Source organism: Stenotrophomonas sp. YJH_SMC_17 (genome assembly GCF_059371655.1).
This window is the reverse complement of the sequence record NZ_JCAFUU010000009.1, coordinates 55,904-75,189: the sequence shown is the minus strand read 5'-3', so window position 1 is coordinate 75,189 and position 19,286 is coordinate 55,904. Positions and strand designations below refer to the sequence as shown.

Here is a 19,286-nt window from a genome sequence, read left to right as displayed (position 1 = left end):
CGACCCATGAGCAGATTAGTCCTGATCGACGGGTCCAGTTACCTGTACCGCGCGTTCCACGCGCTGCCGCCCCTGTCCAATGCACAGGGTGAACCCACCGGCGCGCTGTTCGGCGTGGTCAACATGCTGCGTTCTACGCTGAAGGAGCGCCCGGCCTACGTGGCGTTCGTGGTCGATGCGCCCGGCAAGACCTTCCGTGACGACCTGTACGAGCAGTACAAGGCCAACCGCCCGCCCATGCCCGATGAACTGCGCAGCCAGGTGGAGCCGATGTGCCGCATCGTTGAAGCGCTGGGCATCAGCATCCTGCGCATCCCCGGCGTGGAAGCCGACGATGTGATCGGCACGCTGGCCCTGCAGGGCCTGGCGCAGGACCTGAAGGTGACCATTTCCACCGGCGACAAGGACTTCGCGCAGCTGGTGCGCCCGGGCATCGAACTGGTCAATACCATGACCGGCAGCCGCATGGATTCGGACGCAGCGGTGATGGAGAAGTTCGGCGTGCGCGCCGACCAGATCGTCGACCTGCTGGCGCTGATGGGCGATACCGTCGACAACGTGCCGGGCGTGGAGAAGTGCGGGCCGAAGACCGCTGCCAAGTGGCTGGCCGAGTACCAGCATCTGGACGGCGTGATGGCCGCCGCGCCGACCATGAAGGGCAAGATCGGCGAGAACCTGCGCGCCGCGCTGGAACGCCTGCCGCTGAACCGTGAGCTGGTGACCATCCGCACCGATGTGGAGCTGGACGCCAGCCCGACCACGCTGGCCCTGCGCGAGCAGGACGTGCCGGTGCTGACCGAGCTGTATTCGCGTTACGGCTTCACCCAGGCGCTGAAGGAGCTGGGCGCGCCGCTGCCGGCACCGGTGGCCGCCAGCGAGGCGACCCCGAGCCTGCGCGGCACTGCGGCCGGTTTCGCCCGTGGCAGTGCAGAGGCGCCCGCCGCCGGCACGCTGGACCCGGCACTGTCCGCGCCGGGTGAATACGAGACCGTGCTGACCGCCGAGCAGCTGCAGTCCTGGGTCGAACGCCTGCAGCAGGCCGACCTGATCAGCTTCGATACCGAGACCGATGCGCTGGACGCGATGCGTGCGCGGCTGGTCGGCGTCAGCCTGGCGGTCGAGCCGGGCAGGGCCGCCTACATTCCGGTCGGCCACGATTACCCCGGCGCGCCGGCGCAGCTGCCGGTGCAGCAGGTGCTCGATGCCCTGCGCCCGGTGCTGCAGGACCCGGCGAAGAGGAAGCTGGGCCAGCACGGCAAGTACGACCTGCACGTGCTGCGCCGCCATGGCGTTGACGTACAGGGCTACCACGACGACACGATGCTGGAGAGCTTCGTGCTCAACTCCACCGCCACCCGCCACGACATGGATTCGCTGGCCCTGCGCTACCTGGGCTATAGCACCATCAAGTTCGAGGATGTGGCCGGCAAGGGCGCCAAGCAGATTCCGTTCTCGCAGGTGGGCATCGACGAGGCCAGCCGCTATGCGGCCGAGGACGCCGACATCACCCTGCGCCTGCACCGCGCGCTGCAGCCGCTGCTGCTGGCCGAGCCGGCGCTGGACAGCGTGTACCGCGACATCGAGATGCCGCTGGTGCCGGTGCTGACCACGATCGAAGCCAACGGCGTGCGGATCGACACCGACGAGCTGCGCCGGCAGAGCCAGGATCTGTCCTCGCGGATGCTGGCCGCGCAGCAGAAGGCCACCGAGCTGGCCGGTCGCAGCTTCAACCTGGATTCGCCCAAGCAGCTGCAGGCCGTGCTGTTCGACGAGCTGAAACTGCCGGCGGTAGTGAAGACCCCGAAGGGCCAGCCCAGCACCAATGAAGAGGCGCTGGAAGCGATTGCCGACCAGCACGAACTGCCGCGCGTGATCCTCGATTACCGCGGCCTGGCCAAGCTGCGCAGCACGTACACCGACAAGCTGCCGGAGATGGTCAACCCGGACACCGGCCGCGTGCACACCAGCTATCACCAGTCCGGTGCCGCCACCGGCCGCCTGTCCTCGTCGGACCCGAACCTGCAGAACATCCCGATCCGCACCGAGGATGGCCGCCGCATCCGCCGCGCGTTCATCGCCCCGGAGGGTTTCCAGCTGCTGGCGGCCGACTATTCGCAGATCGAGCTGCGGATCATGGCCCACCTGTCCGAGGACCCGGGCCTGGTGCGTGCCTTCGAGCAGGGCGCCGACGTGCACCGTGCCACTGCGGCCGAGGTGTTCGGGCGCACGCTGGAGGAAGTGACCCCGAACGAGCGCCGCGCCGCCAAGGCGATCAACTTCGGCCTGATGTACGGCATGAGCGCCTTCGGCCTGGCCCGCAATCTGGGCATCGACCGTGGCCAGGCACAGGACTACGTGGCGCTGTACTTCAGCCGCTACCCGGGCGTGCGCGATTTCATGGAGCGGATGCGCCAGCAGGCCCGCGACCAGGGCTATGTGGAAACCCTGTTCGGCCGCCGGCTGTACCTGAACGACATTCATGCACGCAACCAGGGCCTGCGTGCCGGTGCCGAGCGTGCCGCGATCAACGCCCCGATGCAGGGTACCGCCGCCGACATCATCAAGCGCGCGATGGTGGACGTGGACCAGTGGCTGCGTGACAGTGGCGCACCGGCGCGCATGATCCTGCAGGTACACGATGAACTGGTGTTCGAAACCGAAAGCAGTTTCGTCGAGGAGTTGCGTTTGCAGGTGGTCGAGCGCATGTCGCAAGCGGCCAGATTGCGGGTGCCGCTGGTGGTCGATACCGGTATCGGCAACAACTGGGATGAAGCGCACTGACGGGTTTTCAGGCCGAAAACGACGTGAATTTGTTCATCCGCCGGAAGTTTCTGACTCGCTCATGAATGTTGCCCCGATGGAAGCTGATTAAATTGGGCCCCTTCACGAACCGTTAGTGTTCGGAGTGCTTCTATAACTCTCGACAGGCGCAACGCCTGTTGTGGATCTCTCCCATCCCCTGGAGCAGATCTCGGAACGGGGACTCCTCCCCAAGTGCCCGTTCCCCGGCCCCGTTGACCTCCCCCTGGTCAGCGGGGCTTTTTATTTGTGCCGCCGGTATCGCAGATGGGGTCAGATCCCTTTGCCCGCCGGGCAAAGGGATCTGACCCCAGGTGCTAGGCTGGGCCACTGTCCAGCTGGGGAACCCGCAATGCCCGACCTGTTCGCACTGGCGATGCCGTGGTGGGAGTTCATCCTGCGTGCGGTGGTGGTCTACGTCGTGGTGCTGGGCATGGTCCGGCTCAGTGGCAAGCGCCCGCTGGGGCAGATCACCCCGTTCGACGTGCTGCTGGTGGTGCTGCTGGGCAACGCGGTACAGAACGCGCTGCTGGGCACCGACACCTCGCTGGGCGGCGGCCTGTTGCTGGCGGCCACCCTGATCCTGCTCAACTACGGCGTGGGCTGGGTGAGTACCCGCAGCCGCCGGATTGAGCGCCTGGTGGAGGGAGAACCGGTGGTAATCGCGCGTGATGGGCGCCTGTTCGACGCCGTTCTGCGCCGGGAGCAGGTCACGCGTGCCGATTTCGACGCCGCCATGCGCCAGCAGGGCTGCCTGGGCGTGGAGGATGTCGAGCTGGCCCTGCTGGAAATCAACGGGCACATCACCATCGTCCCCAGGAAGAGCACCTGACGACATAGAGCCGAGCCCCTGCTCGGCTGCGCTGGTTCATCAGCCGAGCGTGGACTCGGCGCTACATCACGCTGCTCAGGGAGTGCAGCGGACGTTGCCTGCAGCCGCCTTGCGCTCGTAGTACGCGAAGCGGTTGCCGCTGTCGACGCCCACCAGGTTGCCGTTCTGCAGCAGCTGCAGCACGAAGTCGCTGCCGACATCGCGGTGCAGGAGCACCTGGCCGTCGCGCAGGCTCGCGCGCAGGCGCACGTCCTCACCACCGGCTTCCACGATGCCGCCATCCAGGAAGCGCAGCTGCGACAGCACGCTGCGTTCGGCGACAAAGCTGCCGCAGGGCAGAGCGGTGGCGGCGATCGGTTCAAGTGCCGCTGCGGTCGCACCGGCAACAGCAGCGAGGTCCTTGGCCGGTCCGCAGGACGGCGCATCCGCGCGCTGTGCGCAGGCCAGCTGCAATGCCTCGCGTGCCTGCTGCAGGCGCCCGCCGCTCCACAGCGACTCGGCCGCCGCTTCACAGAAGGTCTCGCCGTGCTGTTCGCGGCAGAGTGCCGCCAGCTCATCCAGCTGCGCCGGCGGCAAGGGCGCATCGACCGAATGCCGCAGGCCCAGCAGTGCCTCCCCTGCCATCTGCGAAGCGACCTTCCTGGCTGCCGCCATGCAGCCTTCGGCGTCGAAGGACGGTGATTCCTCCTTGCAGATCTCAGGCGTCGGCGGGTCCGTCACTTTCGGTGCCGCTGCGTTGGCCTGTTCCTGGTAGGTCTCCAGCAACCGCATGCAGGCTGCGCCCACGCCCTCGGCACACCAGGCGTGCAGTTTCACGGGTGCGGCCTCCGGCAGCGCCTCCAGGCACTCGGAGGTGTTCATCACGCAACCGTCTTCGACGGGCTCTGGCATCGCCTTGCAGGCGGCGGCGTGCTCACGGGTGAACTCGCGATAGGGCGTGCTGATCGTGCGGTCGTTGTCCGAGAAGTACCAGTTCTCCAGCTGGCCGGTGGACAGGTTGCCGGTACCGAGCACGTCTTCCTGGCGGGCGATGCGCAGGTTCTCGGTGGCCTGGTAGGGGCCGGACAGGGAGCCGTGGCCTTCACTCTGGAGGGTCAGCGTGGTGTTGCCGCTGCTGTCCTTGTAGGTGCCACAGGCCATCGACTGCGCGGCAGCCGGCAGGCTGGCCGAGGCCAGGGCCAGCAACAGCAGGGAACGCCAGCCCGCAGCGCGGGGGCGAAGGAAAACAGCAGCAGACATTGGTTCGTCCTTGAAGGAGGTGGCACAGGACCTGTCCGGTGCAGGGCGCACCACAGGCAACGCAGGCGCCACCGTCAGCCGTGGCACCGGAACTTCAGAGCCAGTCGCGCGGCACCAGGTAGTCGGCCAGACGCGCCTCGGCGCTGCCCGCTTCCGGGGTGAAACCGTATTCCCAGCGCACCCGCGGCGGCAGGCTCATCAGGATGCTCTCGCTGCGGCCACCGCTCTGCAGGCCGAACAGCGTGCCGCGGTCATAGACCAGGTTGAACTCCACATAGCGGCCGCGGCGGTACAGCTGGAACTCGCGTTCGCGCTCGCCATAGAGGGCGTCCTTGCGCTGCTGCACGATCGGCAGGTACGCATCGAGGAAGCCATCGCCGACCGCACGCAGATAAGCGAAATCGCGCTCGAAGTCGCCGTGCAGGTCGTCGAAGAACAGACCGCCGACACCGCGCGTTTCATTGCGGTGGCGCAGGAAGAAGTACTCGTCGCACCAGCGCTTGTGTGCGGCATAGCGTTCGTCGCCGAACGGCGCACACAGATCGCGTGCGACGCGGTGCCAGTGCTGCACATCTTCATCGAACGGATAGAACGGGGTCAGGTCGAAACCGCCGCCGAACCAGCTGGCCACCACTTCGCCATCGCGCTGCGCCTGGAAGAAGCGCACGTTGGCGTGGGTGGTCGGCACGTAGGGGTTGAGCGGGTGGAACACCAGCGACACGCCGGTGGCGCGCCAGGAGGCGCCGGCCAGTTCCGGGCGGTTGGCCGAGGCCGACGGCGGCAGGCGGCTGCCGGCCACGTCGGAGAAGCCGATGCCGGCCTGCTCGAACACCGCACCGTCGCGCAGCACGCGGGTACGCCCGCCACCGCCCTCGGCACGCTGCCACAGGTCTTCCTGGAAGCGGGCCTGGCCATCGACGGCCTCGATCGCCGCACAGATGCGGTCCTGCAGGTCGGTGAGGTAGGCGCGCACGCGCTCGAATTCGTTCATGGCGCGTACTTTACCGCAGGGCCCGGCCAGGCAAGCCCCCTTACTGCTTGTGGTTGGGGGTGCGTGGGGCCGGTCTGGTCCGATCCTCGTGCGCGGACTGTTCCTGGACCGCGCGGTCCAGAGCCTGGCCGAACTCCAGCAACTCCCAGTTGCGCGTCGCCAGCACGTCGCAGGCTACATGGAGGCCACTGCCATCGGCCTCGCAGATGGCCTCAAGCATGGGGCGGACGTCTACCCTGCTGCTGTTCTCCATCACGCTGACCAGATTCTCACAGCCCTGGCGGATACCGGCCTGGCAGACCTTCTGGTAATGCTGGCTGGCCTCCACCCACTTCCCGTTCAGTGCGGCGCGGCTGCCCAGCACGTGGCAGCCCTGCATCCTGCCGGCCGTGCAGCAGCCTTCGGCTTCGCCGTCGATCGGTGCGCGCGGGCAATCCTGCGGGAACGGAGTTTCGTCGAACACCAGTGGCGCGCTGCACTGTGCATTGCCCGGCTGCCGCTGGAACCGCTGGAAACGCGTCGAATCGTCCAGCCCCAGCAAGTCGCCGTTGGCCAACGGTTGCAGTACGTAGTCAGCCCCACGCTCGTGGCGCATGCGGATCTGGCCGTCCTGTACGCGCGCGCGTACTCGCGAGCCGAAGCCAACCTCCACCACGCCACCGTCGCCGAACGTCAGTTCGTCCATCAGCCCGCCGGAGGCCGCATAGTGGCCACAGGGCACGGCGGCGGCGGGGTGCTGCACCAGCGCTTCGCCCAGCTGCAGCAACGCGGACGCCTGACGGCACGATCGCTCGTCGCCGCCGCCGCAGGCCACCTGCAAGGCCGCCCGGCCTTGCTGAAAATTGCCGGCGGTCCACTGCAGCTTCGCGACATCCTCGCAGAAGCCACTTTCGCCCACCTTCGTGCAGAGCCCCTGCAGGCGTTGCAGCCGAGTATCCGACAGCGTGGGCTTGACTGCAGGCGAGAACACTTCAACCATGCTGGCCGCCACCGAGGCCGTACGAATGGCAGTGGCGACTGCCTCGACGAGCTCCGGCCGCTCTTCCAGAATGGCCATGCAGGCATCGGCGTCGGCCGCAGGGTCATCGTCGCGACACTGTCGTGGAAAATCCATCTCGGCCATGGCCTTTTCCATGGTGGCCTGCATCACCGCGATCTGCGCTTCGGTCGGTGTATCGCTGCCAGGGGCCTGGTCGGCCTCGCGATAGCGCTCGGGCAGGCGCTGACAGAGTCGCGGAACGCCTTCGGCGCAGGCTGATTCCAGTGCCGGCAGGCTCAGCTCATGATGGTTGTCGAGGCACTGCTGCGCGTCCGCCAGGCAGCTGCCTGGCGCGTGCTCGAGAGGGGGCAGGCACGCCGCTGGTTGGATCAGGCGGTAGCGCACGTTGCCCTCCTGCAGGACGCGACCGCCACGCTGGACCTTCAGTCCAGATGAGAATCCGAAGGTGAGATTGACGAGGTTGAGGTTGCCCTCGATCCCTTGGACAACGAAGGGCCGATCAGAGATGTGCTTACTCTTCTCTACCCCGCGGTCGGGGCCGTCCACGCGTAGCTGGGTGCCGCCGCCGTCGGCCTCAAATACGCCGCAGCGTGGCAGGCCAGATGCAACGGCCTGCGTGGCACAGAGCAGCAGCGACAGTAACGCGATGCAGCCCAGAACAGGGGGGCGCGGTATGAGAGTGGGCATTTCGGAGCCAGAGCATAAAGACGCGGGCCACGATAGCCAGCCCGTTTCGATCTGCAATCAAATCCGCCAGAGCGCAGGAGCTGCCGTCGCGGCTTCAGCGCTGGGCAGGTCGTTCGCGACAAAACTGCGGGGCGTCCGGCGGGCGCCGGTAACGCTGGTACCCGGTAAATGCGTCCAGCCCCAGCAAATCGCCATTGGCCAGCAGGCCCAGCACGTAATCGGCCCCATTGTCGTGGCGTATGTGGAGGGTGCCGTCCAGCAGCAGCGCGCGCACCTCCTGCGTGTCGACCCTGGCCCGCCCGGCATCGTCGAACGTGAGCGTGTCCAGGCTGCCACCACCGGCCTGGTAGCGGCCGCACGGCACCCGGTGGGCCGGGACGAGGCGCAGATCCGCACCGAGATCGCGCAGCGGTGCGATGCGTTCGCAGGCACTGATGCGTCCTGCATCGCAGACCACCTGCAGGGCCTGCACCGCCAACGTGGGTTTCAGCGCGATCAACTGCTGTTCGGCCACTTCGGCGCAGAAGCGACCACTGCGGTGTTGCAGGCACAGTTGCTGCAGACGGTCGCGTGCAGCGGCCGGAAGCGGTGAATCCAGTGTGTCTTCGTCTTCCTGTTGCAGGCGTTCACCCACCGACTGCATCGCGGCAGCCAGCGCATCGTCAGTCAGCGCTTCGCAGGCCTGCGGGTCATGCCCGGGTGTGTGTTCGCGGCAGGCGGGCGGACGTTCGAAGCGCACGGGGCCGGTGTCTCCGCTTCCGGCCGCAGTTACGCCATCGCGCAGTTGCCGCAACAGCGCCGAGCAGCCCGCGCCAACGCCCTCGCGGCACGCGCGCTGGGCCTGGCCGGGAGAGGCGGCGGGCAGCTGCGCGATGCAGTGGCTGCCGGCGGCGCGGCAGCTGCCGTCCGTCGCGCTGGGCTCGGTGGCGCAGGTGCGGGACTGGCGCAGGGTATAGACCACGACGCCCCCGTCCTCAATGCGCTGGCCATCGGCACTGATCCGGATCGGTGCCGCCACGCCATCGTCGAGCATGACCAAGCGTGTCTGCGCCGCACTGCGATCAACCCACAGCGGCTCCGGCTCGCTGATGTCGTTGTGGCGGTAACCGGTGTTGGGGGTGGTGAACACCAGCGCCATGCCACCATCGGTGCTGCGGTACTCGCCACATCGCAACGCGTCAGCGGCAGCCGGCAGCGCGGCGAACAGCAGCAGTGCGGGGAGAACAGCCAGCAAGCGCATGCGACGGTCCTTGTCGTGCGGGAAAGGGATGGGGCTCAGTGGAAACGCGAGCGGATATCCGGCCGCAGCAGGCGCCAGGCCAGCCAGCCTTGTGCAACGAGGATGGCCACGGCGCCTCCGGACAAGGTCAGTGACACCAGGATTCGTTGGACCCGGGCTTCGCGCAGCGTATGTGGATCGACGATATGCGTCATGAGGTCAGCGAAGATGCTGTCCAGCCACCAGACGACCGCGAAATTCGCCACCGCGGACAACCACAGCAACGCCACGTAGCTCCAGAGTCCCCAGCGATGCTGCCGGTAGAAGCCCCAGCTTGAAAGCACGGCAGGTATGCCGGGTACCGACAGCCATAATGTGGCGGCGACCGGGTCCTTCAGCATCCACAGCACACTGTGGGGGAAACCCTGCTCAGTGGCCATTATGATCATTCTCTGCCAGAGCGGACTGTCAGCCAGCTGCCAAAGCAACACTGTTTGAAGTGCAATGAGTACGATGAACCCTGCGCAGACCAGCAGGGAAGCCAGGCCCAGCGGTCGGATGAAATCCTGGGCGGTGACTGCGCTGGAAGGACGGCCTTGGTGCGATTGAAGCGACATCCGATGTCCTGGGCAGCAGTGGGGTAATCAGCGGGCCGTCACCCGGGTGGCGACCGCCGGCAGGATATGGTGTTCGCTCAAGGGTGCCAAGGGCAGGCCATGCGGCGGTTGCAGCGGCACCCAGGCCAGTTCGGCGATCTCGGCGCGCGCCTGTGGCGTGCCGTGCACCTGCACCCACCACGCCTGTGCCTGCACGCGGTGGCCCGGTTCATTCACCGCCCAGTCCTCGAACGTGCCCAGCGCGATGGCGGTCCCGGCGCGCAGCTGCACACCAATTTCTTCATCCAGTTCGCGGGCCAGTGCCTGCAGTGGCGTCTCGCCGGCTTCGGGCTTGCCGCCCGGCTGGATGAAGCGGCTGGCGCCGTGCTTGCGCACCACCAGCGCCTGGCCGCGGTCATCCAGGATGACCGCGGCCACGATCTGGATCGTGGCCGCGGCGTCGCTCACTTCAGGTTCTGCTCGAACAGCTTGAGGATGCGCTTGTACTGGTCCAGCCAGGAGTCGGCGCGCACGTAGCCGTGGCGCTCCAGCGGGTATGGTGCGATCAACCAGTTGTCCTTGTGCAGTTCGATCAGGCGCTGGGTCAGGTTCACCGAGTCCTGGAAGAACACGTTGTCATCCATCATGCCGTGGGCGATCAGCAGGTTGTCCTGCAGGTTCTGCGCGTACTCGATCGGCGAGGACACGCGGTACGCCTCCGGATCGATGTCCGGGGTGTTGAGGATGTTGCTGGTGTAGCCGTGGTTGTACTGGTGCCAGTCCACCACCGGGCGCAGCGCGGCGCCGGCCTTGAAGGTGCCCGGCGAGCGGAACAGCGCCATGAAGGTCATGAAGCCGCCGTAGGAACCGCCGTAGATGCCGGCGTGGTCGCGGTCACCCTGCTGGGTGTCGACCAGCCAGTCCAGGCCGTCCTTGTAGTCTTCCAGTTCGGGGTGGCCCATGTTGCGGTAGATCGCCGTGCGCCAGTCGCGGCCGTAGCCCTCGCTGCCGCGGTAATCCATGTCCAGCACGATGTAGCCCTTCTGCACCAGCAGGTTGTGGAACATCTGCTCGCGGAAGTAGGCCGGGTAGCGCTGGTGCACGTTCTGCAGGTAGCCGGCGCCGTGCACGAACATCACGATCGGGTACTTCTTCCCCGGTTCCTTGGTTTCCGGCTCGTAGTACTTGGCCCAGACCACGCCGGCGCCGTGCTTGGACGGCACCGCCACCAGCTTCGGCTGGATCCACTGGCGGGCCTTGTAGTCGGCGGTACGGGTATCGGTCAGCACGCGCGCCTGCCCACCGGCGCTGGGCAGCACCGCCAGCTGCGGCGGCAGGTAGGCACCGGAGTAACGCACCAGCAGCTGCTGGCCGTCCGGCGACAGCGAGAAGTCTTCCACGCCGTTGAGGCTGGTCAGCTCGCGCACCTGGCGGCTGCCGGTATCGACCGCGCAGACTTCGTAGTCATGCGGCGCCTGCTGGTTGCACAGGAAGTAGAAGCCCTTGCCATCGGCCGAAGGCACCGGCGCCGAGGTTTCCCACTTGCCGCTGGTCAGCGCCTGCGGCTTGGCGGTGCCGGCCTGGGTGTACAGGTGCGAGAAGCCCGATTCCTCGGACAGCAGCCACAGCGTGCGGCCATCGGCCATCCAGCCGAAATCGTTGAAACCCCAGTTGATCCAGGCGTTGTCGGTCAGGCGGTGGCGGTTCTGCACGCGGCCGTCGGCAGCGTTGACGCTGATGATCCAGCGGTCCTTGTTGTCGTTGGCACGCAGCATCACTGCGGCCTGCTGGCCGTCGGCGCTCCAGCGGATGCCGCCGCCCATGAAGTCGCTCATCACCTGCACGCTGCGTTCGCCCTTCAGCGCATCCTTGCCGGCCTTGCGGCGCAGCTCGGCCAGCGGATCGGTGCTGATGCCTGGCAGCCCGGCCAGCGAGACCTTTTCGGCCTTGCCGGTGCGCACGTCCACGTACCACAGGGTGTGCGGCTCGAAGCCGTTGCGGCCGACGCGGGTGCGGGTGTCTTCGGTTTCCTCGTAGCCCGACTCGGTCACGTACAGCGGCATCTTGCCGCCGCGGCCGTCATCGAAGTCCTTCGGCTTGGTCACCACGATCAGGTGGGTCAGGTCCGGCGACAGCACGCTGTCGGCGATCTCCACGTCGGCACCCAGATAGACCGGGCCCGGTGCGCGGGTCGGATCAGCCTGGCGCCAGCGCTGGTCCTGGTCCTTCAATGCCTCGCGCTGGTCGCGGTCGCGGCGCAGGGTTTCCAGCGTGCGAAGCTGCTGGTCGCGCAGCACGTCGGCCTTCGGCGGCGTGCGCGGGTCCTTCTCGGCCTTGAGGCTGGCCACCTGCTGCACGCCGTTGGCGGCGGTCCAGTGGAACCAGTTCTGGCCGACGCGCCAGATCACGCCGTTGTCGGCAGCGAAGTTCACGTTGCCCGCGCGCTCGTTGCTGCGGGTCAGCTGGGTCAGCGCGCCGCTGCGCAGGTCGCGCACGAACACGTCGCCATTGCGCACGAAGGCGCTGCGGCTGCGGCTGCGGTCGTAGACCGGCTCGGCCACGTCCAGGGTACCGCGCTGGTCATCGGCCACCTGCGCGGCCACGCCACCGGCCAGCGGCTGGCGGAAGGTATCGCGCACCGGGCTGCCGTTGCGCTTGAGCTGGTATTCCACCTGCTGGCTGTTCCACGACCACCAGGCCTTTTCGACCGGCGGACCGATCCAGTCCGGGTCGGCCATGGCCTGTTCGATGGTGATCGGCGTGGGCGCAGCATGCGCGGCCGGTGCGGCCAGCACGGCCGACAGCAGGAGGGACAGGGGCAGCACTCGGGACATGGGCGGACGGCACCGGATGAGGAAACCGGCCAAGGGTAGCAGCCGCCCCGGCCCGGGGCAGGGGCCACAGGTCATGGCAACGGAATCGGCAAAATGCTGCAACCGGTTGCCGGGGTCGCGCATCCAATCTCCTGAACCCGCATCATCCATCGAACAGGAGCCCGACCATGCAGGAACTCATCCCGATCACCCTCTTCATCTGCATCGCCTACGCGATCCATGCCATTGCCGATGCCCGCGCCCGCAGCAAGCTGGTGGCCCCGCACGTGCCGGAGGAAGTGATCCGCTCGCTGGCCGTACTGGAAGAGGAGCGCCGCCGCCAGGGGGCGCTGCGCTGGGGCATCAGCCTGGTCAGCCTGGCCGTGGCGATGGGCCTGCTGGAGGCGATCGGCGCACGCGAGCTGACCTTTGGCGCCGCCGCCGCGATGGTCGGCAGCGCCGGCCTTGGCCAGCTGCTTGCCTGGCACTTCACCCGTCCTGCCGCGCGCAAGGGCTGAGGCAGGCATGCCACGGGCACAGGGGGCGCCCCGCGCATGAGCCTGCTGGGCGGAGCACTGGCTGCATTGCGGGGACGACGCCGCGACGTCCCCGTCGAGCCCACGCCGGACGCGGACGACGACCGCGCCCTGGTCATCGCCATCATCGATGGCTCGCAACCGGCGTTCGCGCAGCTGGTGCAGGCCCATCAACGTACCTGCGCGCATGTGATCGGGCGGATGGTCGGCGACCGCGACCAGGTCGCCGACCTGCTGCAGGAAACCTTCTTTGCGGTGTACCGCCAGCTGCACCGGTTCCGTTTTGAATCCTCGCTGCGCACCTGGGTCTCACGGGTGGCCTATACGACCGCGCTGCAGCACCTGCGCCGGCGACGCCTGGAAGCGCAGTGGATGGTGGCGGTGGAGGTGCCGGAAGAACTGGGCATCGGCGATGAAGGCCCAGGCCCGGCGGAGCTGAGCGAGGCATTGCAGACCGGGCGCCAGCTGGGCGCGGCACTGGAGCGGCTGAGCGCGCCACAGCGGCTGATCGTCGGTCTGCACTATCTGGAAGATTTCGATCTGGCCGAGATCGAACAGGTGACCGGGCTGGCACGCGGTACCATCAAGAGCCACCTGTTCCGCGCACGTCAGGTCCTGAAACAGGAACTGACGCGGCACGCCACCGCCGGAGAACTGCTGTGAACCCACCGACCGATCCCCGCGATGCGGAAGCGCGCGCGCTGGCACAGGCGTTGCGAGAGCAGGCGCGGCAGGAGGAAACGCCGGATGTAAGCGAGGCGCTGAATAAGCGCATTGCCGCTGAGTCGCGCGACAGTGGCGTGGGCTATGTGGTGGTGCAGGTGGCGTTGCTGGGGGCGTTGGTGGCAGGGGCTGTCTGGTACTTCTGGCGCTGACAGGACGTGGTGATGCGTTGGACGCATTCTGCGTGGTCTGCAGGACCAACGACCTGGAATGAGGACTCGTGAAATTCGCGAGCTTCATCAAGATGTGGTGATTGGCGCCATGACGAGTGGTGATCGCATCGCCAATCGTAAGCTGATGCTGCCGACAGTGATTCCGAGCGCTCAACCATCTTGAGGATAGTTGCAGAGTTCCAGTCCGCTATTGAGGTTCGTGTGCGTTCTGGGGAACGCTCGGTCGTCGGCAGTCGCTGACGCAGGTCATGGCCGGGGAGGCTTGAACATGTTCGCGTTCCATCAACTTCAACGGAGATGCGTCATGTCGAAGATCGGCAAGTCTGTGCTGCCCGTGCCTTCAGCCCGTATCTGGCCACTCCTGGCGATCCAGTGAGAAGCGGGGATCCGCTCCTGCGTGGGATGCCGATCGCGTCGGTCTAGGCGAAGGGTCAACGCTATGGAGGGTATGTGATTTTCTATTACGTTTCTCTGTCGCTCAAGCGCTTTCGGCAGCGCCTCGGGACGCACATTGCCGTGGCCCTCATGCTTGGTGCTGGCGTGGGAACCGCGATGGTGATGCTGTCCATTGTGCTGCAGGCATCCTCCGATCCGGCCCCGGGACGCAGCGGGTCGCTCTTCCGTCCACACCTGGATGTGCGCCCACGGGCACAGCATGCGGCAGCGCCTGATCCTGGGCAGGGGTTGACCTGGCCTGATGCCAAAGCCCTGCTGGAGCAAGGGCATGCCTGGAACCAGGCAGCCATGGCCGGTGGCGCCGTGACCCTGCTGAAAGCCGGGCAGTCAAGTGTCCGGCTGCGTGCGAGATACGCGACGTCAGAGGTGTTCAGCGTGCTCGGGATCACGCTGGTGCAAGGGCGATCGTGGACGGCGGAGGAAGGGCAGGCCGGAAGTCGGATCGCTGTGCTGTCGCAGGGAGCCGCAGCGGTCGAGTGCCCGGCAGGATGCATCGGCCATCCGCTGGAGCTGAGCGGGCGCACGTACACGGTTGTCGGCGTGGCGGAGGACTGGCATCCGGTGCCGATGTTCCAGGGAGACGTGACCCGCCGTCCTTTCGTGGAACCCGATCAGATCTATCTGCCGGTTGAAACCGCCATTGAGGACGGGTTGACCGTGGTCGACGGCGTGGCGGTCTGGGGCGGCGGCGAGGGGGTGGAACTTGGCGGCGCCCAGGCGTCCTAGCTGCAACTGTGGGCATGGCTACCGACAGTGGATGACGTGTCTGGATACCGCGCGATGCTGAATGCGTATGCACAGGCCCGGGATGTGCAGGTCGACCCGGATGGCGATCAGGTCGGGCTCTGGCCGCTGATGGCGTGGCTGGATCGACAGGAGCTGGTCCCTGAGCGCACGCGGACCCAGCTTCATCTGGCACTGCTTCTGCTGGTGGTCTGCATCGTCAATGCGGCCGCGCTGCTGGGATTCAGCCTGGGCGCACGCCGTCGCGAGCTTGCGATACGTCGCGCGCGGGGTGCCCGGCGGGGGGATGTCTTTGCCCAGCTCATGTGGGAGTCGGCATCGTCGGGATTGGCCAGTGCCGCATTGGCGGCCATTACGTATGCGGTGGGCATGCGGCTGGTGGCGACAGGGAAGGTGCTTCCGTCGGCAATCACTACGCTGGATCCGGCATCCGTACTGATGGCGGCCGGGGTTGGGTTCGCGACAGCACTGTTGTGTGCGCTCATCCCGGCGCTGGAAGTCTGCCGGAGCGGGTCGCTGTCGCGGTTGTTTGCAAAGGGAGCGGCGTGAAATGCTGGATTCAATGCAGGAAGTCCGCAACCACCTGGGGCGCGCGTCGCTGCTGTTTGTACAGGCCGCACTGGCCAGCCTGGCCTGCGCCTTTGCCCTGCAGTCTGCAGCAGATGGTTTCTCACGATTGAACACGCGGGGCATCGAGGGAGCACAGGCGATCGGTGTCATCCGGGTCTCCGATATCGAAGAGAGGGTGGCGCCTTCGGTGGTGCGATCGGACCTCTCCGCCATCCAGCTACCTGGCGTCCGGCAGGTGGTCGCCAGCGATTCGGTTCCATTCGGAGGCAGGGCACATCACTACGGCGCATGCACCAGCGATGCGGCCATGGCCCGCGCCATGGCGGCTGGTAGCAGCGACGTGGCTGGCTGTGACCGCATTTCCGTGGTAACCGCCAGCCCAGGCTTGTTGACGATGCTGGGGGCACAGGTGGTGACGGGGCGTTTGCCGGCAGACCATGAGGCGGCCGACGGCGCGCCTGTCGTGCTGATCAGCGAGGCATTGGCCGTGCGTCTGTTTGGCTCGGAGAGCGCCGTGGGTCGTCAGCTGTACTTCGGGCCGGGAAGCAGCAGGGTGATCGTGGGTGTGTTCTCGTCCATCGTCGGGCCTGCGCCAGGGGGAAACGATCGGGACTCGCAGTGGGCGCTGTTTCCCGGATTTCCAACCGGCGCGAGCCGCTATTACCTGACCCGATCCCACGCGGAGGTGGACCGCGTGCTGCTTGACCGCACCGTTGAAGCGCTGCGGCAGCCCTATCGCGTCGTGAATCCGTCAGGCGTTGACACGTTGGCGGGATATCGTGATGCCTACCTTCGGGCAGACCGCTTCACGACGGCCATGCTTGCTTTCATGGCGGCGGTGGTCCTGGGTGTGCTGATGGCCGGCGTGTCCGGCGTGGTAGGCGCATGGCTGGAGCGCAGGCGGCGCTCCATCGGTATTCGTCGAACATTGGGTGCCCGCGGATCGGTGATTTTCGCGGAGATCATCTTCGAAGTCAGCATCTTCACTGTTCCCGGCGCCCTGCTGGGTGCGTGGTTGCTGCACCTGCTCTGGTCGCCGCAGCACGAGGTCGCGATATCGCCTTGGCTGACAGGGTCGCTGGCGTTCATGCTGGTGATGCTGGCGAGCCTTGCCGCCCTGCTGCCCCGTGCATGGCGGACGGTCCGGCAGGAACCGCTGGCATTGTTGAAACCGTTCTGACACGTTCACCGACGAAAACGCTCGCCCCCTGCGACAAAGTGAAGCAGCGCGTCACCCGGTCGCATCCCACCTTAACGAAATCCTCCTAAAGTGGTCCGGTATCCCACCGGTCGCAGGCAGGAGGCGTCCCTTGGACGCGTTGTTGTTGTCCCGGATCCAGTTCGGATTCGTCATCAGTTTCCACGTGCTGTTCCCCGCCTTCACCATCGGTACGGCCAGCTGGCTGGCCTTCATCGAATGGCGCTGGCTCCGCACGAAGCTGCCCGTGTGGCGCGAGCTGTATTTCTTCTGGCAGAAGATCTTCGCGGTGTCGTTCGGCATGGGTGTGGTCAGCGGCATCGTCATGGCCTTCCAGTTCGGCACCAACTGGCCGCGGTTGAGCGAGGTGGCCGGCACGGTCATCGGCCCGCTGCTGACCTATGAAGTGCTGACCGCGTTCTTCCTGGAAGCCAGCTTCCTCGGCGTGATGATGTTCGGCTGGGGCCGGGTCTCGCCGCGCCTGCATTTCCTGTCCACCTGCATGGTGGCGCTGGGCACGCTGTTCTCCACGTTCTGGATCCTGTCGTCCAACAGCTGGCTGCACACGCCGGCCGGCTACGAGATGGTCAACGGCATCGTGCATCCGGTGGACTGGTGGCAGGTGGTGTTCAATCCCTCGTTCCCCTACCGCCTGGCGCACATGGCGCTGGGGTCGTTCATCACGACCTGTTTCGTGATCGGTGGCGTGGGCGCGTGGTACCTGCGCAGGGGCACGCACGTGGAAGCGGGCCGGCGCATGCTGATCGCCGCCGTGGCGTTCGCCGCGCTGACCGTGCCGGTGCAGATCTTCGTCGGCGACATGCATGGCCTGAACACGCTCAAGCACCAGCCGATGAAGATCGCGGCGGTGGAAGCGCACTGGCATGAAACCCGGGAAGGCGAGGGCGTACCGCTGGTGGTGTTCGCGCTGCCCAACGAGAAGGAAGAGCGCAACGATTTCGAAGTGGCCATCCCGAAGCTGGGCAGCGTGATCCTGACCCACAGCCTGGACGGCACCTTCGACCCGCTGACCTCAGTACCGGCCAGCGAGCGGCCGCCGGTGATGCCGGTGTTCTTCGCCTTCCGCATCATGGTCGGGCTGGGCACGCTGATGCTGCTGCTGGCCTGGGTATCGGCCTTCCAGCTGTGGCGGAACAAGCTGCTGGATTCGCCGTGGCTGCTGCGCGGCTGGAACTGGATGCTGCCCAGCGGCTTCATCGCACTGTTGTCGGGCTGGTTCGTCACCGAGATGGGCCGACAGCCCTGGGTGGTGTATGGCGTGCTGCGCACTGCTGATGCAGTCGGCCCGCAGAGCGCGTGGATGACGGCGTTGTCGCTGGGTGTGTACGTGGTTGGCTACGCCTTCGTGTTCGGCTGGGGCATCTGGTACCTGGTGAAGATCCTGCGCCACGGGCCGCAGCCCTACGCCGAAGGCCCTTCGCTGGACCACGGCAGCCATACCCCGGCGCGCCCGTTGTCGGCCGCCGACGAACCGCTGGAGGAGCGCTGACATGGACCTGATGACCTGGCTGCCGGTGGCATGGTTCGCGGTGATCGGTTTCGGCGTACTGATGTACGTGGTGCTGGACGGCTTTGTGCTCGGCATCGGCATCCTCGCCCCATTCGCCGAGGACGAGGACCAGTTGGACCTGATGATGAACACCGCCGCGCCGATCTGGGACGGCAACGAGACCTGGCTGGTGCTGGGCGGCGCCGGCCTGCTGGCGGCGTTCCCGAAGGCGTATGCGGCGCTGCTCTCGGCGCTGTACCTGCCGGTGCTGCTGCTGGTGGTGGCACTGGTGTTCCGTGGCGTGGCGTTCGAGTTCCGCTTCAAGGCACACCGTTCGCGCCGGCTATGGAGCGTGGCGTTCGCGCTCGGTTCGCTGCTGGCCACGTTCGCGCAGGGCGTGATCCTGGGCACCCTGGTACAGGGCATCCCGCTGGTGGGCGGTGTTTATCAGGGCGGACCGTTCGCTTGGTTCAGCCCGTTCGCAATGCTGACCGGTGCCGCGCTGGTGGCCGGCTATGCGTTGCTGGGCAGCACCTGGCTGATCCTGAAGACCGAAGGGCGCGTGCAGGCGCTGGCGCGGCAGCTGACCCGGCCGCTGGTGGTGGCGGTGATCGCGGCGATGGGCCTGGTCAGCAGCTGGCTGCCATTCCTCGATTCGCGGTTGATGGCGCGCTGGTTCAGCGACGGCAACTTCTGGTGGCTGTCGCCGGTGCCGCTGCTGACCTTGGCGGTGGCGGCCGCGCTGTGGCGCAGCGCCACCCACCCGCGCCGCGACCTGCCGCCGTTCCTGCTCAGCCTGGCTCTGTTCGTGCTCGGCTTCCTCGGCCTGGTGCTGGGCATGTGGCCCTACCTGCTGCCGCCGTCGATGACGCTGTGGCAGGCTGCCGCGCCGGCCTCGTCACTGGGCTTCACCCTTGTTGGCCTGGTCGTTCTGCTGCCGGTCATCCTCGGCTATACCGCGTGGTCGTACCGCGTATTCCGCGGGAAAGTGCACGCTGACGCGGGATACCACTGAGCCTCCCACGCGGGAACTGCGGCTGGCCGTTCCCGCGTTGTTGTTTGTGAAAACTGCATTCACTGCATTGGACGTGATAGCGTGCGCTCCTTTCCGGCAGCCAAGGGGGTAGCCGGCAACGTCCTGGACGGACGCACGGCTGCAGGAAGGGGGAGCCGCGCGTCGCCTTGAATGGCCCGTGCCTA

At 66.8% G+C, this 19,286-nt stretch carries 17 protein-coding genes; 10 read left to right on the top strand and 7 right to left on the bottom strand.

What is annotated here, in order from left to right; translation table 11 throughout:
- The first annotated feature begins 6 nt into the window (after nucleotides 1-6).
- Entirely contained in the window at nucleotides 7-2,781 is a 2,775-nt protein-coding gene (gene polA / locus AC5P8Z_RS18220; protein WP_495229686.1) for a DNA polymerase I, read from the top strand.
- Nucleotides 2,782-3,151: 370 nt separating this feature from the next.
- A complete protein-coding gene (locus AC5P8Z_RS18215) occupies nucleotides 3,152-3,631 on the top strand; it encodes a DUF421 domain-containing protein (protein ID WP_109813727.1) in 480 nt (159 codons plus the stop codon).
- 75 nt (nucleotides 3,632-3,706) lie between these two features.
- On the opposite strand, the gene AC5P8Z_RS18210 is transcribed toward AC5P8Z_RS18215, so the two are convergent.
- The 7 genes from AC5P8Z_RS18210 to AC5P8Z_RS18180 form a co-directional block, all read right to left on the bottom strand.
- Complete coding sequence (locus AC5P8Z_RS18210; RefSeq protein WP_495229685.1) at nucleotides 3,707-4,870, bottom strand: hypothetical protein; 1,164 nt, start codon at nucleotides 4,868-4,870, stop codon at nucleotides 3,707-3,709.
- 94 nt (nucleotides 4,871-4,964) lie between these two features.
- Nucleotides 4,965-5,861 carry an oxygen-dependent coproporphyrinogen oxidase gene (hemF, locus tag AC5P8Z_RS18205; protein WP_495229684.1) on the bottom strand — a complete coding sequence of 299 codons (897 nt, stop codon included), beginning with the start codon at nucleotides 5,859-5,861 and terminating at the stop codon, nucleotides 4,965-4,967.
- 40 nt (nucleotides 5,862-5,901) lie between these two features.
- Complete coding sequence (locus tag AC5P8Z_RS18200) at nucleotides 5,902-7,605, bottom strand: hypothetical protein (protein ID WP_495229683.1); 1,704 nt, start codon at nucleotides 7,603-7,605, stop codon at nucleotides 5,902-5,904.
- A 37-nt stretch (nucleotides 7,606-7,642) separates the two neighbouring features.
- On the bottom strand, nucleotides 7,643-8,788 hold the full coding sequence (locus AC5P8Z_RS18195) for a hypothetical protein (protein WP_495229682.1): 1,146 nt from the start codon (nucleotides 8,786-8,788) through the stop codon (nucleotides 7,643-7,645).
- A gap of 35 nt (nucleotides 8,789-8,823) precedes the next feature.
- Nucleotides 8,824-9,384 carry a hypothetical protein gene (locus AC5P8Z_RS18190; protein WP_495229681.1) on the bottom strand — a complete coding sequence of 187 codons (561 nt, stop codon included), beginning with the start codon at nucleotides 9,382-9,384 and terminating at the stop codon, nucleotides 8,824-8,826.
- 27 nt (nucleotides 9,385-9,411) lie between these two features.
- On the bottom strand, nucleotides 9,412-9,831 hold the full coding sequence (locus tag AC5P8Z_RS18185; RefSeq protein ID WP_286070362.1) for an NUDIX hydrolase: 420 nt from the start codon (nucleotides 9,829-9,831) through the stop codon (nucleotides 9,412-9,414).
- Nucleotides 9,828-12,197: a S9 family peptidase gene (locus tag AC5P8Z_RS18180; protein WP_495229680.1), complete on the bottom strand. Its 2,370-nt coding sequence runs from the start codon at nucleotides 12,195-12,197 to the stop codon at nucleotides 9,828-9,830. Before AC5P8Z_RS18180 ends, AC5P8Z_RS18185 begins: the two co-directional genes overlap by 4 nt.
- A gap of 167 nt (nucleotides 12,198-12,364) precedes the next feature.
- Between AC5P8Z_RS18180 and AC5P8Z_RS18175 the strand changes: the two genes are divergently transcribed.
- The 8 genes from AC5P8Z_RS18175 (at nucleotide 12,365) to cydB (ending at nucleotide 19,101) form a co-directional block, all read left to right on the top strand.
- Nucleotides 12,365-12,694, top strand: coding sequence for a hypothetical protein (locus AC5P8Z_RS18175; RefSeq protein ID WP_010482336.1), 330 nt, complete (start codon nucleotides 12,365-12,367; stop codon nucleotides 12,692-12,694).
- Between the two features lie 36 nt (nucleotides 12,695-12,730).
- On the top strand, nucleotides 12,731-13,375 hold the full coding sequence (locus AC5P8Z_RS18170; RefSeq protein ID WP_495229679.1) for an RNA polymerase sigma factor: 645 nt from the start codon (nucleotides 12,731-12,733) through the stop codon (nucleotides 13,373-13,375).
- Entirely contained in the window at nucleotides 13,372-13,587 is a 216-nt protein-coding gene (locus AC5P8Z_RS18165; RefSeq protein ID WP_495229678.1) for a hypothetical protein, read from the top strand. The genes AC5P8Z_RS18170 and AC5P8Z_RS18165 overlap by 4 nt, the downstream gene beginning before the upstream one ends.
- Before the next feature lie 471 nt (nucleotides 13,588-14,058).
- Nucleotides 14,059-14,790: an ABC transporter permease gene (locus AC5P8Z_RS18160; RefSeq protein WP_495229677.1), complete on the top strand. Its 732-nt coding sequence runs from the start codon at nucleotides 14,059-14,061 to the stop codon at nucleotides 14,788-14,790.
- A 54-nt stretch (nucleotides 14,791-14,844) separates the two neighbouring features.
- Nucleotides 14,845-15,357, top strand: coding sequence for an FtsX-like permease family protein (locus AC5P8Z_RS18155; protein WP_495229676.1), 513 nt, complete (start codon nucleotides 14,845-14,847; stop codon nucleotides 15,355-15,357).
- A 1-nt stretch (nucleotide 15,358) separates the two neighbouring features.
- Nucleotides 15,359-16,558, top strand: a complete 1,200-nt coding sequence (locus tag AC5P8Z_RS18150) for an ABC transporter permease (RefSeq protein ID WP_495229675.1) — start codon at nucleotides 15,359-15,361, stop codon at nucleotides 16,556-16,558.
- Between the two features lie 130 nt (nucleotides 16,559-16,688).
- On the top strand, nucleotides 16,689-18,086 hold the full coding sequence (locus AC5P8Z_RS18145) for a cytochrome ubiquinol oxidase subunit I (protein WP_286070356.1): 1,398 nt from the start codon (nucleotides 16,689-16,691) through the stop codon (nucleotides 18,084-18,086).
- Nucleotide 18,087: 1 nt separating this feature from the next.
- Nucleotides 18,088-19,101, top strand: a complete 1,014-nt coding sequence (cydB, locus tag AC5P8Z_RS18140) for a cytochrome d ubiquinol oxidase subunit II (RefSeq protein WP_495229674.1) — start codon at nucleotides 18,088-18,090, stop codon at nucleotides 19,099-19,101.
- Nucleotides 19,102-19,286: the final 185 nt, after the last annotated feature.

What these genes read in the sequence shown, in the direction of transcription:
- polA (WP_495229686.1), top strand. Translation starts at nt 7, where the DNA reads ATGAGCAGATTAGTCCTGATCGACGGGTCCAGTTACCTGTACCGCGCG.
- AC5P8Z_RS18215 (WP_109813727.1), top strand. Translation starts at nt 3,152, where the DNA reads ATGCCCGACCTGTTCGCACTGGCGATGCCGTGGTGGGAGTTCATCCTG.
- AC5P8Z_RS18210 (WP_495229685.1), bottom strand. Translation starts at nt 4,870, where the DNA reads ATGTCTGCTGCTGTTTTCCTTCGCCCCCGCGCTGCGGGCTGGCGTTCC.
- hemF (WP_495229684.1), bottom strand. Translation starts at nt 5,861, where the DNA reads ATGAACGAATTCGAGCGCGTGCGCGCCTACCTCACCGACCTGCAGGAC.
- AC5P8Z_RS18195 (WP_495229682.1), bottom strand. Translation starts at nt 8,788, where the DNA reads ATGCGCTTGCTGGCTGTTCTCCCCGCACTGCTGCTGTTCGCCGCGCTG.
- AC5P8Z_RS18190 (WP_495229681.1), bottom strand. Translation starts at nt 9,384, where the DNA reads ATGTCGCTTCAATCGCACCAAGGCCGTCCTTCCAGCGCAGTCACCGCC.
- AC5P8Z_RS18180 (WP_495229680.1), bottom strand. Translation starts at nt 12,197, where the DNA reads ATGTCCCGAGTGCTGCCCCTGTCCCTCCTGCTGTCGGCCGTGCTGGCC.
- AC5P8Z_RS18175 (WP_010482336.1), top strand. Translation starts at nt 12,365, where the DNA reads ATGCAGGAACTCATCCCGATCACCCTCTTCATCTGCATCGCCTACGCG.
- AC5P8Z_RS18170 (WP_495229679.1), top strand. Translation starts at nt 12,731, where the DNA reads ATGAGCCTGCTGGGCGGAGCACTGGCTGCATTGCGGGGACGACGCCGC.
- AC5P8Z_RS18155 (WP_495229676.1), top strand. Translation starts at nt 14,845, where the DNA reads ATGCTGAATGCGTATGCACAGGCCCGGGATGTGCAGGTCGACCCGGAT.
- AC5P8Z_RS18150 (WP_495229675.1), top strand. Translation starts at nt 15,359, where the DNA reads ATGCTGGATTCAATGCAGGAAGTCCGCAACCACCTGGGGCGCGCGTCG.
- cydB (WP_495229674.1), top strand. Translation starts at nt 18,088, where the DNA reads ATGGACCTGATGACCTGGCTGCCGGTGGCATGGTTCGCGGTGATCGGT.